At 60.5% G+C, this 13,315-nt stretch carries 10 protein-coding genes, 6 tRNA genes and 1 pseudogene; 14 read left to right on the top strand and 3 right to left on the bottom strand.

The features are described from left to right. Positions 1-23: 23 nt before the first annotated feature. A pseudogene (locus ACMGF8_RS15590) lies at positions 24-164 on the bottom strand (hypothetical protein); the annotation flags it as partial. A 229-nt stretch (positions 165-393) separates the two neighbouring features. Here ACMGF8_RS15590 and gltX point away from each other — a divergent pair. The 12 genes from gltX to ACMGF8_RS15650 all read left to right on the top strand — a co-directional run bounded on the left by gltX (position 394) and on the right by ACMGF8_RS15650 (position 6,724). Continuing rightward, the gene (gene gltX, locus ACMGF8_RS15595; protein ID WP_416760202.1) at positions 394-1,875 is read left to right on the top strand and encodes a glutamate--tRNA ligase; all 1,482 of its coding nucleotides are present in this window, start codon (positions 394-396) and stop codon (positions 1,873-1,875) included. 279 nt (positions 1,876-2,154) lie between these two features. After that, positions 2,155-2,230: transfer RNA gene (locus ACMGF8_RS15600), tRNA-Ala, on the top strand. Positions 2,231-2,309: 79 nt separating this feature from the next. Then, positions 2,310-2,385 (top strand) — tRNA-Glu (locus tag ACMGF8_RS15605). A gap of 52 nt (positions 2,386-2,437) precedes the next feature. Next, positions 2,438-2,513 (top strand) — tRNA-Ala (locus ACMGF8_RS15610). 78 nt (positions 2,514-2,591) lie between these two features. Continuing rightward, positions 2,592-2,667: transfer RNA gene (locus ACMGF8_RS15615), tRNA-Glu, on the top strand. A gap of 52 nt (positions 2,668-2,719) precedes the next feature. Continuing rightward, positions 2,720-2,795: transfer RNA gene (locus ACMGF8_RS15620), tRNA-Ala, on the top strand. 78 nt (positions 2,796-2,873) lie between these two features. Continuing rightward, a tRNA-Glu gene (locus ACMGF8_RS15625) sits at positions 2,874-2,949 on the top strand. A 183-nt stretch (positions 2,950-3,132) separates the two neighbouring features. Further along, positions 3,133-3,672, top strand: coding sequence for a TetR/AcrR family transcriptional regulator (locus ACMGF8_RS15630; protein WP_250330792.1), 540 nt, complete (start codon positions 3,133-3,135; stop codon positions 3,670-3,672). A 29-nt stretch (positions 3,673-3,701) separates the two neighbouring features. Next, entirely contained in the window at positions 3,702-4,535 is an 834-nt protein-coding gene (locus ACMGF8_RS15635; RefSeq protein ID WP_115581979.1) for an alpha/beta fold hydrolase, read from the top strand. 47 nt (positions 4,536-4,582) lie between these two features. Beyond that, positions 4,583-5,017: an acyl-CoA thioesterase gene (locus ACMGF8_RS15640; RefSeq protein ID WP_102863680.1), complete on the top strand. Its 435-nt coding sequence runs from the start codon at positions 4,583-4,585 to the stop codon at positions 5,015-5,017. A 187-nt stretch (positions 5,018-5,204) separates the two neighbouring features. Further along, on the top strand, positions 5,205-6,164 hold the full coding sequence (locus ACMGF8_RS15645; RefSeq protein ID WP_102863678.1) for a tRNA dihydrouridine synthase: 960 nt from the start codon (positions 5,205-5,207) through the stop codon (positions 6,162-6,164). Positions 6,165-6,277: 113 nt separating this feature from the next. Then, entirely contained in the window at positions 6,278-6,724 is a 447-nt protein-coding gene (locus tag ACMGF8_RS15650) for an Hsp20 family protein (RefSeq protein WP_102863676.1), read from the top strand. A 48-nt stretch (positions 6,725-6,772) separates the two neighbouring features. Here ACMGF8_RS15650 and ACMGF8_RS15655 read toward each other — a convergent pair whose 3' ends face one another. Continuing rightward, a complete protein-coding gene (locus tag ACMGF8_RS15655) occupies positions 6,773-10,051 on the bottom strand; it encodes an EAL domain-containing protein (RefSeq protein ID WP_102863674.1) in 3,279 nt (1,092 codons plus the stop codon). Positions 10,052-10,135: 84 nt separating this feature from the next. After that, positions 10,136-11,026, bottom strand: a complete 891-nt coding sequence (locus ACMGF8_RS15660) for a LysR family transcriptional regulator (protein ID WP_102863672.1) — start codon at positions 11,024-11,026, stop codon at positions 10,136-10,138. A gap of 153 nt (positions 11,027-11,179) precedes the next feature. On the opposite strand from ACMGF8_RS15660, the gene leuC reads away from it, so the two are divergent. Together leuC and leuD are read left to right on the top strand one after the other, a co-directional pair. Continuing rightward, positions 11,180-12,598 (top strand): 3-isopropylmalate dehydratase large subunit, encoded by a 1,419-nt coding sequence (gene leuC, locus ACMGF8_RS15665; RefSeq protein WP_102863671.1) that lies wholly within the window; start codon positions 11,180-11,182, stop codon positions 12,596-12,598. A 10-nt stretch (positions 12,599-12,608) separates the two neighbouring features. Continuing rightward, positions 12,609-13,253 (top strand): 3-isopropylmalate dehydratase small subunit, encoded by a 645-nt coding sequence (gene leuD, locus ACMGF8_RS15670; protein ID WP_115581981.1) that lies wholly within the window; start codon positions 12,609-12,611, stop codon positions 13,251-13,253. The last annotated feature ends 62 nt before the right edge of the window (positions 13,254-13,315 follow it).

Raw genomic sequence — 13,315 nt, forward strand, 5'->3', positions numbered from 1 at the left:
GGCGTTCGATCCCTAAACCGTGGGATCAGCGAGATGGTGATCATGATCAGCGGCTGCCCCAGGGCGCGGATGATCTGGATCTGATTGCGCTGCGGCCCGGCGAAGTCCGGGTTGAGCACTCCGAAAAAGAGGCTCGCCAGCCCGAACAGGTCAAATCCCAGGGCGCGCGGCCGCAATCAAAAAGTGTAAGAAAAATTACTAGCGGGTGAACCTGGCAGATAGCCCGTGGGTGGTAAATGCCAGGCGCTGATATTTGACCATTCATGGGCTTTGCGGCGGTCTGTAGTCGCAACCTTGGCTTAAATGCCCTCCTTACTGGAGCCGGGCCGGGGTCGCCTGTTACCATTCGCCCCCTGTTTTATTCCTCGTTTTTCTATCTTTTCGAGATATGCCATGACCACCGTCCGCACGCGCATCGCGCCATCGCCTACCGGGGACCCCCACGTAGGTACCGCTTACATCGCTTTGTTCAACTATTGCTTTGCCAAGCAGCATGGCGGTGAGTTCATCCTGCGTATCGAAGACACCGATCAGTTGCGTTCGACCCGCGAGTCCGAGCAGCAGATTTTCGATGCCTTGCGCTGGTTGGGCATCAACTGGAGCGAAGGGCCGGATGTGGGCGGTCCCCATGGTCCTTATCGCCAGAGCGAGCGCGGCGATATCTATCAGAAATATGCTCAGCAATTGGTGGACCTGGGACACGCGTTCCCATGCTTCTGCACGGCCGAAGAGCTGGACCAGATGCGCGCCGAGCAGATGGCTCGTGGCGAGACGCCGCGTTATGACGGCCGCGCCTTGCTGCTGTCCAAGGAAGAAGTGGCCCGGCGTCTGGCGGCCGGTGAGCCCCATGTGATTCGTATGAAGGTGCCGACCGAAGGCATCTGTGTGGTGCCTGATCTGCTGCGTGGCGATGTCGAAATTCCGTGGGATCGCATGGACATGCAGGTCTTGATGAAGACCGATGGCCTGCCGACTTACTTCCTGGCCAACGTGGTCGATGACCACCTGATGGGCATCACCCATGTGCTGCGCGGTGAGGAGTGGCTGCCTTCGGCACCGAAGCTGATTCTGCTCTACGAGTACTTCGGTTGGGAGCAGCCGCAGCTGTGCTACATGCCGCTGCTGCGCAATCCGGACAAGAGCAAGCTGTCCAAGCGCAAGAATCCGACCTCTGTGACCTTCTATGAGCGCATGGGTTTCATGCCGGAAGCCATGCTCAATTATCTGGGGCGCATGGGCTGGTCGATGCCGGACGAGCGCGAGAAGTTCTCGTTGCAGGAAATGGTCGATAACTTTGACCTGTCGCGGGTATCCCTGGGTGGGCCGATCTTCGATATCGAGAAACTGTCTTGGCTCAACGGCCAGTGGTTGCGTGACCTGCCGGTGGAAGAGTTCGCCAGTCGCGTGCAGACCTGGGCGCTGAATCCTGAATACCTGATGAAGATCGCGCCCCATGTGCAAGGCCGGGTGGAGACCTTCAGCCAGATCGCACCGTTGGCCGGCTTCTTCTTCGCCGGTGGCGTGACCCCGGACGCCAAGTTGTTCGAATCCAAGAAGCTTTCTGGCGATCAGGTGCGGCAAGTGATGCAGTTGATCCTGTGGAAGCTCGAGAGCCTGCGCCAGTGGGAGAAAGACAGCATCACCGCGACCATTCAGGCAGTGGTTGAATCCCTGGAGCTGAAACTGCGTGACGCCATGCCGCTGATGTTCGCTGCGATCACTGGCCAGGCCAGCTCGGTGTCGGTGCTCGATGCCATGGAGATTCTGGGGCCTGACCTTACTCGTTTCCGTCTGCGCCAGGCCATCGACCTGCTTGGTGGCGTGTCGAAGAAAGAGAACAAGGAGTGGGAAAAACTGCTGGGCGCCATCGGCTGACGGCGCTTCGCAGCAGGGGAGCTACAAGGGGCTACGGTCTTTTCGACTACGCTTGATTCTCAGGCGCCAGGTCGATTGGTCGCTGGCCAAGTGGGTTCCAGGCGGCTCGCGGCCCCCCGTTTATGGGAGTTGGCACGGGCCGCTAAGGCTGAAAAAGCCAGGGTTTTTGGGGCGGGGCGGTAAGTGGTTGTTATCCCGGCAAATTTTTTTTCAAAATACGGAAAAAAAATTGACAGCCTTCCGATCGCCCCTTAAGATTCGCCCCGTCGTCACCGACGAGGGGCTATAGCTCAGCTGGGAGAGCGCTTGCATGGCATGCAAGAGGTCGACGGTTCGATCCCGTCTAGCTCCACCAATTTACAGTTCAAGGCCTGGCCACACCGGCCTTGAATCGATCAGTACTCAGCACTGATCAGTTGTATAGAAGGGTTTGCGTCCCCTTCGTCTAGTGGCCTAGGACACCGCCCTTTCACGGCGGTAACAGGGGTTCGAGTCCCCTAGGGGACGCCAGTTTTACACAAGTGATGTTGCAAGATGTCGCTGCGCCGCGAGGCGAAAATCCGGGGCTATAGCTCAGCTGGGAGAGCGCTTGCATGGCATGCAAGAGGTCGACGGTTCGATCCCGTCTAGCTCCACCAATTTACAGTTCAAGGCCTGGCCACACCGGCCTTGAATCGATCAGTACTCAGCACTGATCAACTGTTAGAAGGGTATGCGTCCCCTTCGTCTAGTGGCCTAGGACACCGCCCTTTCACGGCGGTAACAGGGGTTCGAGTCCCCTAGGGGACGCCAGTTTCACACAAGCGATGTTGCAAGATATCGCTGCGCCGCGAGGCGAAAATCCGGGGCTATAGCTCAGCTGGGAGAGCGCTTGCATGGCATGCAAGAGGTCGACGGTTCGATCCCGTCTAGCTCCACCAATTTACAGTTCAAGGCCTGGCCACACCGGCCTTGAATCGATCAGAACTCAGCACTGATCAACTGTTAGAAGGGTATGTGTCCCCTTCGTCTAGTGGCCTAGGACACCGCCCTTTCACGGCGGTAACAGGGGTTCGAGTCCCCTAGGGGACGCCACGTTTACCCGCTATGCGGGATTTTTAAGGGTCATTCAATTATTGAATGGCCCTTTTGTTTTTCTGGCGTCCGGCCAACTTTTACTCTCTTCCTCAGCCTGCACTTCTGACCGGCGGTCACACTGACGACTTGCGGAAAATTATTATGAGAATAATATTTTGTCCGTAATATTCGGAGGCAACGATGAACGATAAAAAAGCTCAAACCCGCGAACGTATTCTCCAGGCTGCCAGTTCGGCGCTGATCCAGCGAGGCCCGGCCGAACCGAGTGTGGGGGAGGTGATGGGGGCTGCCGGGCTGACGGTGGGTGGCTTCTATGCGCACTTCGAGAGCAAGGATGCGCTGATGCTTGAGGCGTTCACCCAACTGCTCGCCCACCGACGTGGCTTGCTCGACGAGCTGGACGCAGGTTTGAGTGGTGAGGAGCGAAGGGCGCTGACGGCAGCGTTCTATCTGTCGCGCAAGCACCGCGACTCCACTGAGCAGGCCTGTCCGATTCCGGCATCTGTGGGTGAGCTGGGGCGGCTGCCAGAGAGTTTTCGCAAGGCTTTGAACGAGCATATGGAGCTGATGGTCGCGCAGTTGGCCGCAAGCCCCGAGGACACGGACAAGGCGTTGGCGGATATGGCGTTGATGGTGGGTGGGCTGTCCCTGGCGCGAGCTCTTGGGCCGGGTGAATTGTCCGATCGTCTACTGCGTGCCGCCAAGTCGGCGGTTCTATGACCTGAAGTTCGGTTGCGAGGTGTTGGGCGATGAGCGGATTGAGCTGGATTCGTGGTGTCAATGGCACTCTGGGCTGGGTGGCTCCTCAGTGGGCGGCGAATCGGATGCGCCAGTTGTTCATGACTCCCCGTGAGCTGCCGCCCCGAGAGTGGGAATTGCCCTTGCTGGAGCGTGCTGAGCGTCTGACCTTGCGCTTTGGCCTCTCTGCCTTGCGTTGGGGGCAGGGGCCGACAGTGTTGCTGATGCATGGCTGGGAAGGGCGACCCACTCAATTTGCCAGCCTGATCGAGGCGCTGGTGGCGGCTGGCTATACCGCAGTGGCGCTGGACGGTCCCGCCCACGGCCGCTCTCCAGGGGAGGAGGCCAATGTGGTGCTCTTTGCCCGGGCGATGTTGGAGGCAGCGGCGGAATTGCCCCCCTTGCGCGCAGTGATTGGTCACTCCATGGGCGGTGCCAGCGCCATGCTCGCTGTGCAGTTGGGACTGCGCACCGAAACCCTGGTCAGTATCGCCGCGCCGGCTCGGATTCTTGGCGTTTTGCGAGGTTTTGCCCGCTACATGCGCTTGCCGCCCAGGGCGCGCTCGGCCTTTATCCGTCAAGTGGAGAAGGATGTAGGGATGCGTGCCGCGACCCTGGACGTGGCTCAGTATCAGTTGGAGATGCCTGGCCTGATCATTCATGCCGAAGATGATCGATTTGTACCGGTCAAGGAGTCGGAGTTGATCCACCAGGCCTGGTTCGACAGTCGCTTGCTGCGCTTGAGTGAAGGTGGTCATCAGCGAGTGTTGGCCGATCCCCGAGTGATCGACGCTGTGATCACTCTGGTCACCGGACGCCATCTGCCGGCGCGCCAATCTGCCTGAGCATCCGCTACACTGCCCCGGTCAAAAAATCTGACCGGGAGTTGGGCATGAGTTGGGATCTGGCAACGCCATTCGTTATCGATCTGCAGGTGGTGGCCGAGGATATCGATGGCTTGGGGCACGCCAACAATGCGGTCTACGTGACCTGGCTGGAGCGTTGCGCCTGGCGTCACTCGCAACGTCTGGGGCTGGATCTGGCCGAGTATCGTCGCCTGGATCGGGCGATGGCCGTGGTGCGGCACGAGATCGACTATCTGGCCGCGGCTTATGAAGGCGATGAGCTGCAACTGGCCACCTGGATCGTCGATTGGGATCAGCGCCTGAAGATGACTCGACGTTTCCAGCTGGTCCGTCCGAGCGATGGCAGTACCTTGTTGCGGGCCCAGACCACTTTTGTCTGCATCGAGCTGTCCAGCGGCAAGCCCAAGCGTATGCCCGCTGAATTCCTTGAGGGCTACGGCCCAGCCCTGCAGGGCTCGTGATCACCTTGGCTCCTGTGTGGATACCGTCTTGCCAGCGAAGGCGTGTTCAAGGGCGCTGTCAGGCCCGAGAGTCCATTTGTCGCTAAGCGCAACGCCGCTCGGCCGTTCCTACAAAATTCCTGTTATCGGGTGAAACCCAGTAAACTGGCGGACGTTTTTTCGCCTGATTTTTCGTTGAGTGTGTTTCATGCAAATTGCCCTGGCGCCCATGGAGGGGTTGGTCGACAACATCCTGCGGGATGTGTTGACTCGTGTTGGCGGGATCGACTGGTGTGTCACCGAGTTCATTCGCGTCAATGACCGTCTACTGACGCCTGCCTATTTCCACAAGCTCGCTCCCGAGTTGCTGCAAGGCGCGCACACCGCTGCCGGCGTGCCATTGCGCGTGCAGTTGCTGGGGTCCGATCCGGTGTGCCTGGCCGAAAATGCTGCGCTGGCCTGCGAGCTTGGCAGCGAGGTGATCGACCTAAATTTTGGCTGTCCAGCCAAGACCGTCAACAAGTCCCGGGGTGGGGCGGTGCTGCTTAAGGAGCCCGAACTGCTGAATCAGATTGTCGAGCATGTGCGGCGAGCGGTGCCTGCGCATATCCCGGTCACGGCAAAAATGCGCCTGGGCTTCGATAGCCCGGACGGTTCGCTGGTGTGCGCTACGGCGCTGGCTGAGGGCGGCGCGGAACATATCGTGGTTCACGCACGGACCAAGGTTGATGGTTACAAGCCGCCCGCTCATTGGGAGTGGATTCCTCGGGTGCAGGATGTGGTCAAGGTGCCGGTGTTCGCCAACGGCGATATCTGGAGCGTCGAGGATTGGCGGCGCTGTCGGGAGATCAGTGGCGTGGAGGACATCATGCTCGGTCGTGGGCTGGTCTCGCGTCCGGACCTGGCCCGGCAGATCGCCGCCGCTCGCGCTGGGGAGGAGGTGGTGGAAATGTCCTGGGCCGATCTGCAGCCCATGCTTCAGGACTTCTGGGCCCAGGTGGTGGTGCAACTGACCCCCCGTTCAGCCCCGGGGCGTTTGAAGCAATGGCTGGCCATGCTGACTCGCAACTATCCGGAGGCGGTTGAGCTGTTTACCGCTCTGCGTCGGGAAACCGATCTGGATCAGGTGGGGCGGCTGCTGGGCATGCCCCGCAGCGAAGCGGCGTAAAAAATTCAAAAAAACCTCTTGAAATGTCAGGAGCGGTCCCTATCTCTTGGGTACGCGACGCCGAATTCGGGTCGCGGAGATAACCACTCGCTGAAAAATCAGGAGATAGACCCATGAGTACTGCATTTTCCCTGGCTCCACTGTTCCGTTCCTCTGTTGGCTTCGACCGTTTCAACGACCTGTTTGAATCGGCGTTGCGCAACGAACCGAGCAGCAGCTATCCACCCTACAACGTTGAAAAACACGCCGACGACCAATACCGCATCGTCATCGCCGCTGCCGGCTTCCAGGATGACGATCTGGAACTGCAAGTGGAGAAAGGCGTGTTGACCGTGAGCGGTGGCAAGCGCGACGCCAATGAAAGTGTCACTTACCTGCACCAGGGCATTGCCCAGCGTGCATTCAAGCTGTCCTTCCGCCTGGCCGACCATATCGAGGTCAAGGCCGCGGCCCTGAGCAACGGTCTGTTGAACATTGACCTGCTGCGGGTTGTACCGGAAGAGGCGAAGCCAAAGCGCATCCCGATCAACGGTGCGCAGCAGCCGGCTCTGCAACACTAAGACCGCTGTAAAAAAAGGGCGCCCTGGTGGCGCCCTTTTTCGTGCCTGTCATTTCAGCAGCTTCTTGAATTCGCTCAGAGGTAGCGGCTGGCTGTGCAGGTAGCCCTGGTACAGATGGCATTCCAGCCCCTGGAGGAATTCCAGTTGCTGTGGGGTTTCCACGCCTTCGGCGATGACCTTCAGGTTCAGGCTGCGGGCCATGGCGACGATGGCCCGGATGATTTCCGCATCGTTGGGGTCGTGGGTGGCATCGCGGACAAATGACTGGTCTATTTTCAGGGTGTCCACCGGCAGGCGTTTTAGGTACGTCAGGGAGGAGTAGCCGGTGCCGAAGTCGTCCATGGCAAAACTGACCCCGAGTTTTTTCAGTCGACGCATCTTGTTGATGGTGTCATCCAGGTTCTGGATCACGATGCCTTCGGTGATCTCCAGCTTCAGCAATGATGAGGGCAGGGCATAGGCAGTCAGGCTGTGTTCGATTCGTTCGACGAAGTCGTTCTGGCGAAATTGCCGAGGGCTGATGTTGACGCATAGGCTGAAGTGGTGCGGGTCCACCAGGCCTTGCTCGATCAGTTGGCTGAAGGCCAGGCAGGCTTCATCGAGAATCCAGGTGCCCACTTCAAGGATCAGTCCGCTGTCCTCCAGCACCTTGATGAACTCCGTCGGTGATTGCGCCCCCAGCTCCGGGTGCTGCCAACGCACCAGGGCCTCGGCGCCGACGATGCGGTTGTCGCGGGCATCCACCTGTGGCTGGTAGTGCACGCTGAATTCGCCGCGGGACAGGGCCAGACGCAGGTCGGTTTCCATGCGCAGGCGTTCGCTGGCGGCCTTCTGCATGGTGTTGTGGTACATCTGCGTGGTGTTGCGCCCGGAGTCCTTGGCGCGGTAAAGGGCAATGTCGGCGCGCTTGAGCAGGTCGGTGGGGGTCGAGCCGTGATCGGGAATCAGCGCCACGCCGATGCTGGGGGTGACCTGCAGGCGCTGGCCGTCGAGGAACATCGGTTCCGAGAGCAGCTCGCGCAGGGTCCCGGCCAGTTGCCGCACCTGTTCACTGACCTCATTGCGCGAGCCTTCCAGGCCGCTGAGCAGCACCACGAATTCATCGCCGCCCAGGCGCGCGACGGTGTCCTCCATGCGCACGCTGGCTTCCAGTCTGGCGGTGATGATCTTCAGTACGGTATCGCCCACCGGGTGCCCCAGGGAGTCGTTGATGTGCTTGAAGTGGTCCAGGTCGAGGAACAGCAGGGCGCCCCGCAGATTGTGGCGCTTGAGCAGAGCGATCTGCTGGCTCAGGCGGTCCATCAGCAGGGCGCGGTTGGGCAGGTTGGTCAAGGGATCGTGGTAGGCCAGGTGGCGGATCTGTGCCTGGGCATTCTTCAGCAGACTGACGTCCCGGGCCGTCAGCAGCAGGCACGGGGTTTCATTGAGGATGATCGGCTCCACCGAGACCTCTAGGGTGAGGATTTCCCCGCGCTTGTTACGCCCGAGCATTTCCAGGTGATGCACCCGGCCCTTGAGCCTGAGCTCCGCCAGCAGTGTGGCGAGCTGGGCTTCTTCGGCCCAGATGCCGACCTGATACATGGTGTGGCCGAGCACTTCATCGGTGCGGTAGCCGGTCAGGCGGCAGAAGCCGTCGTTGACCTCCAGGTAGCGGCCGGTGTCGCGCTCGGTGATGGTGATGGCGTCAGGACTGGAGTGGAAGGCCTTGGCGAACTTCTCTTCGCTGGCCTTGAGCGCGGCCTCGGAACGCTGTTGCTGGGTGATATCCCGCAGCGTGGTGACGATGCACGGCTGCTTGTCGACGGTGATCAGGCGGCTGGAAATGATGCAGGTCAGTGCCTGGCCGCTCTTGTGGTTGACCACCACTGCCACGTTGTTCAGCGCCTGTTCGCGAATCACCTGTTCGATCCGCCGCAGACGCGGGGCGGGATCTGCCCAGAAGCCGATCTGTTCGGCGCTGCGGTTGATCACATCTTCCGGGGTCCAGCCGAAGGTCTGGGTGAAGCTTGAATTGATCTCGATGAACTGACCGGTTTCCAGCAGGGTCAGGCAGATGGGGTCCGGGCTGACCTGGAACAGGCTGGCGAACTTCTCTTCCGAAGTGATCAGGCGCTGTTCGCGTTCCACCTGTTCGGTGATGTCCAGCAGCGTTCCGGCCATGCGCAGTGGATTGCCCTGCTCGTCGCGATAGAGGCGAGCGCGGCTTTCCAGGTAGCGCGAGCTGCCGTCCGCCAGTTGCACCCGGTAAGTCAGCTGGTAGTTGCCCGCCGGGCCTTCCCGCAGGCTGCGATAGGCATCGCGCATGCTGTCGCGTTCTTCAGTGGGGACGCCCTCGAAAAAGGCTTCGAAGGATTCATGGAAGGGCGCCGGCTCCAGGCCGTGCAATTGTGCGGCCCGGGCCGAGCCATAGAGCATGCCGCTGGGAATGTGCCAATCCCAGGTGCCCAGTTGCGCCGAATCCAGGGCCAGGTCGAGGCGTTCCTGGCTGTCTTTGAGGGCCTGTTCGGCTCTTTTGCGTTCGCTGGTATCGAGAAAGGTGCTGAGCAGGTAGGGCTTGCCTTCCAGTTCGATTTTCTGCGCGCTGAGAATGCCGTCGTGGATCTGGCCGTTGCTGGCGCGGAACTGGACTTCGAGGCTGGCGGCCTGGCCCTTTTTCTGCACGGCCTTGATCAGTTGGGCGCGCTGTTCGGGATTAACCCACAGGCCGATCTCCAGGGTAGTGCGGCCTATCACATGTTCGGCGGGCCAGCCGAACTGGCTTTCGAAGTATTGGTTGGCCTCGCTGATCAGGCCATCTTCCAGGCGGGTCAGCAGCACCATGTTGGGGCACAGGTGAAACAGGGTGGCGAAACGTTTTTCCGAGCTGCTGAGGGCTTCCTCCCGCTGGCGTTGGTGGGTGATCTCGCGGATCACCCCGATCATTCGGGGCTTGCCATGCTTGTCCGGTAGCACGCTGCCGTTGATCTCCAGCCAGTGCAGGCTGCCATCGGGCCAGCGAATGCGGTGGTGCATCGCGTGTTCCAGGGGCGCTCCCGCCAGCACTGAATGAAAAGCCCGTACGGTTCTGGCCCGGTCTTCAATGGGGAGCAGATCGAGGTATTCGAGGTTTTCTGGCAGGGGTTGGCGTGGATCGAAGCCAAACAGTGCCTGGGTGCCCCGGGACCAGCTGATCTGTCCGCTTTCAATATCCCAATACCAGGCTCCCAGCCGCGCGCCATTGAGAGCGGCGAGCAACTGCGGTGCGCTTTCCCAGCTTTGCTCCGACTCCCTGGGGTCGACAGCATGGATACGCGGCATGGGTGGAATACGGTCAGCGGGTTTTGGCATGGGTGTCAGGCCTTGAGCTGAGTCATTCGTTTGGCGCGGGATACTCATGACAGTTCGGCTTGGCACGGGCAATACCCGGAAGAGCTATGCCGGGTTCCCTGGCCAATCGACTTGTGCATCCAGTAAGGCCATGAAGGCCCGCGCAGCATTCGACAGCGTCCGTTCGGTATGCAGGATATAGCCTAGCTGGCGTCGCAGTTGTATGCCCGGTAAAGGAATGCGCGCCACTTGATCGTCGAGCATGGTGCGGGGCAGGACGCTCCAGGCCAGACCGATGGAAACCATCATCTTTATAGTTTCCAGATAGTTAGTGCTCATGGCGATGTTCGGCGTCAGGCCTTGGGCCTCAAACAAGCGTTGGACAATATGGTGGGTAAAGGTGTTGCCGCCGGGAAAAACTGCCGGATGCAGGGCAATATCCGCCAGGCTGACCTGGCCGTTGCTGACCAGCGGATGTTCCGGGGCGGCGACAAAGTCCAGCGGGTCGTCCCAGACCGCGGTGGCCTTGATCAGGCTGTGGGGCTCGGGTGCCAAGGTGATCACCGCCAGTTCGGCGCGGCCGTGGAGGATTTCCTCGTAGGCCACCTCGGAATCGAGGAATTGGATGTCCAGGGCCACTTGCGGGTAGCGCCGGGTAAAGGCCCGCAGCAGCGGCGGCAGGCGGTGCAGGCCGATGTGATGGCTGGTGGCCAGGGTCAGGCGGCCGCTGACTTCCCCGGTGAGGTTGGTCAGAGCGCGACGGGTGTCGTCCAGCACGTTGATGATCTGATACGCCCGGGGCAGCAGGGCGCGTCCGGCCTCGGTCAGGCCGACCTCGCGGCCCAGGCGGTCGAACAGCCGCACATTGAGCTGCTGCTCCAGGCCGGCGATACGTTTGCTGATAGCGGGCTGGGTCAGGTGCAGGCGTTCACCGGCGCCGGAAAAGCTGCCGGTCTCGGCGATGGCTATAAAGGCATTGAGGTTGGCCAGGTCCATGGTTGTATTCCAGTTGGTTATCCAAAGCATGAAAAATATGAATTTGAGTTATTTAATCTAACGCCATAGCATCAGCCTCACAAGCCAAGGGGTTATTGATCGGCCGACGGTCAGGGCCCGGGGCATAGAAACAAGCTGATGAGGAATGGTCCGATGGCCGGCAAGACGCTCTACGACAAGCTCTGGGATTCGCATTTGGTCAAGCAGCGCGACGATGGTTCGGCGCTGATCTATATCGATCGTCACATCATCCATGAAGTGACCTCGCCGCAAGCGTTCGAAGGCCTGCGTCTGGCCGGACGCAAGCCTTGGCGCATCGATGCCAACATCGCTACCCCGGACCACAACGTACCGACTACGCCTGAGCGCAAGGGCGGGATCGAAGCGATTGCCGATCAGGTCTCCCGGCTGCAGGTGCAGACCCTCGATGACAACTGTGACGAATACGGCATCGTCGAATTCAAGATGAACGATGTGCGTCAGGGCATCGTCCACGTGATCGGCCCGGAACAGGGCGCCACCTTGCCGGGCATGACCGTGGTCTGCGGTGACTCCCACACCTCCACCCACGGTGCCTTTGGTGCCCTGGCCCATGGCATCGGCACTTCCGAGGTGGAGCATGTGCTCGCCACTCAGTGCCTGGTGGCCAAGAAGATGAAGAACATGCTGGTGCGCGTGGAAGGCACCTTGCCCTTTGGCGTGACCGCCAAGGACATCGTCCTCGCAGTGATCGGCAAGATCGGCACTGCCGGTGGCAACGGCCACGCCATCGAGTTCGCCGGCAGCGCGATTCGCGACCTTTCCGTTGAAGGCCGCATGACCATCTGCAACATGTCCATCGAAGCCGGTGCCCGTGTCGGACTGGTGGCGGCGGACGAAAAGACCGTGGCTTATGTCAAGGGTCGTCCATTTGCACCCAAGGGCGCCGAATGGGACTTGGCGGTCGAGGCCTGGAAAGACCTGGTGTCCGATGCCGATGCCCAGTTCGACACCGTGGTCGAGCTCGACGCCGCGCAAATCAAGCCGCAAGTCAGCTGGGGCACTTCGCCGGAAATGGTTTTGGCCGTGGATCAGCGCGTGCCGGACCCGGCCAAGGAAATGGACCTGGTCAAGCGTGACTCCATCGTCCGTGCCTTGAAGTACATGGGTTTGAGCGCCAACCAGGCCATCACCGACATTCAATTGGATCGCGTGTTCATCGGTTCCTGCACCAACTCGCGGATTGAAGACTTGCGTGCTGCGGCGGTGATCGCCAAGGGCCGTAAAGTGGCCTCCACCATCAAGCAGGCGATCGTGGTTCCGGGTTCGGGGCTGGTGAAGGCCCAGGCTGAGTCGGAAGGCCTGGACAAGATCTTCCTCGAAGCCGGCTTCGAATGGCGTGAGCCGGGCTGCTCGATGTGCCTGGCGATGAACCCGGATCGCCTGGAGTCCGGTGAGCATTGCGCGTCGACGTCGAACCGCAACTTCGAAGGGCGCCAGGGTGCCGGTGGGCGTACCCATCTGGTCAGCCCGGCCATGGCCGCCGCCGCCGCTGTCAGCGGTCGTTTCGTCGACGTCCGTGAATTGATCTAAGGAGCGCAGCATGAAAGCTTTCACCCAGCACAATGGTTTGGTCGCGCCTTTGGATCGTGCCAATGTCGACACCGACCAGATCATCCCCAAGCAATTCCTCAAGTCGATCAAGCGCACCGGCTTCGGTCCGAATCTGTTCGATGAGTGGCGCTACCTCGACGTGGGCCAGCCCTACCAGGACAACTCCAAGCGTCCGTTGAACAAGGAATTCGTCCTTAACGCCGAGCGTTACCAAGGGGCCAGCGTGTTGCTGGCGCGGGAGAACTTCGGCTGCGGCTCGAGCCGTGAGCACGCGCCCTGGGCCCTGGAAGAGTACGGTTTTCGCAGCATCATCGCGCCAAGCTATGCCGACATCTTCTTCAACAACAGCTTCAAGAACGGTTTGTTGCCGATCATCTTGAGCGACGCCGAAGTCGACGAGCTGTTCCAGCAGGTCGAAGCCACGCCGGGTTACCAGTTGCACATCGACCTTGAGGCGCAGACCGTGACCCGTCCCGACGGCAAGGTGTTGAAGTTCGAGATTGATGCCTTCCGCAAGCATTGCCTGCTCAACGGTCTGGACGACATCGGCCTGACCTTGCAGGACGCTGACGCCATTGCCGCCTTTGAGGCCAAGCATCGGGCCAGCCAGCCCTGGTTGTTCCGCGACGCCTGATCGCCGGCAGCCAGCTCCTGCGGATTTGTGTTGCAGGAGCTGGCTGGCCAGCGAACGCCGTT

This window comes from Pseudomonas sp. BNK-7 (assembly GCF_048072025.1).
Taxonomy (GTDB): Bacteria; Pseudomonadota; Gammaproteobacteria; order Pseudomonadales; family Pseudomonadaceae; genus Aquipseudomonas; species Aquipseudomonas danubii.

What these genes read in the sequence shown, in the direction of transcription:
- ACMGF8_RS15650 (WP_102863676.1), top strand. Translation starts at nt 6,278, where the DNA reads ATGAGTACTGCATTTTCCCTGGCTCCACTGTTCCGTTCCTCTGTTGGC.
- ACMGF8_RS15630 (WP_250330792.1), top strand. Translation starts at nt 3,133, where the DNA reads ATGAACGATAAAAAAGCTCAAACCCGCGAACGTATTCTCCAGGCTGCC.
- ACMGF8_RS15645 (WP_102863678.1), top strand. Translation starts at nt 5,205, where the DNA reads ATGCAAATTGCCCTGGCGCCCATGGAGGGGTTGGTCGACAACATCCTG.
- ACMGF8_RS15640 (WP_102863680.1), top strand. Translation starts at nt 4,583, where the DNA reads ATGAGTTGGGATCTGGCAACGCCATTCGTTATCGATCTGCAGGTGGTG.
- leuC (WP_102863671.1), top strand. Translation starts at nt 11,180, where the DNA reads ATGGCCGGCAAGACGCTCTACGACAAGCTCTGGGATTCGCATTTGGTC.
- ACMGF8_RS15635 (WP_115581979.1), top strand. Translation starts at nt 3,702, where the DNA reads ATGAGCGGATTGAGCTGGATTCGTGGTGTCAATGGCACTCTGGGCTGG.
- gltX (WP_416760202.1), top strand. Translation starts at nt 394, where the DNA reads ATGACCACCGTCCGCACGCGCATCGCGCCATCGCCTACCGGGGACCCC.
- ACMGF8_RS15655 (WP_102863674.1), bottom strand. Translation starts at nt 10,051, where the DNA reads ATGCCAAAACCCGCTGACCGTATTCCACCCATGCCGCGTATCCATGCT.
- ACMGF8_RS15660 (WP_102863672.1), bottom strand. Translation starts at nt 11,026, where the DNA reads ATGGACCTGGCCAACCTCAATGCCTTTATAGCCATCGCCGAGACCGGC.
- leuD (WP_115581981.1), top strand. Translation starts at nt 12,609, where the DNA reads ATGAAAGCTTTCACCCAGCACAATGGTTTGGTCGCGCCTTTGGATCGT.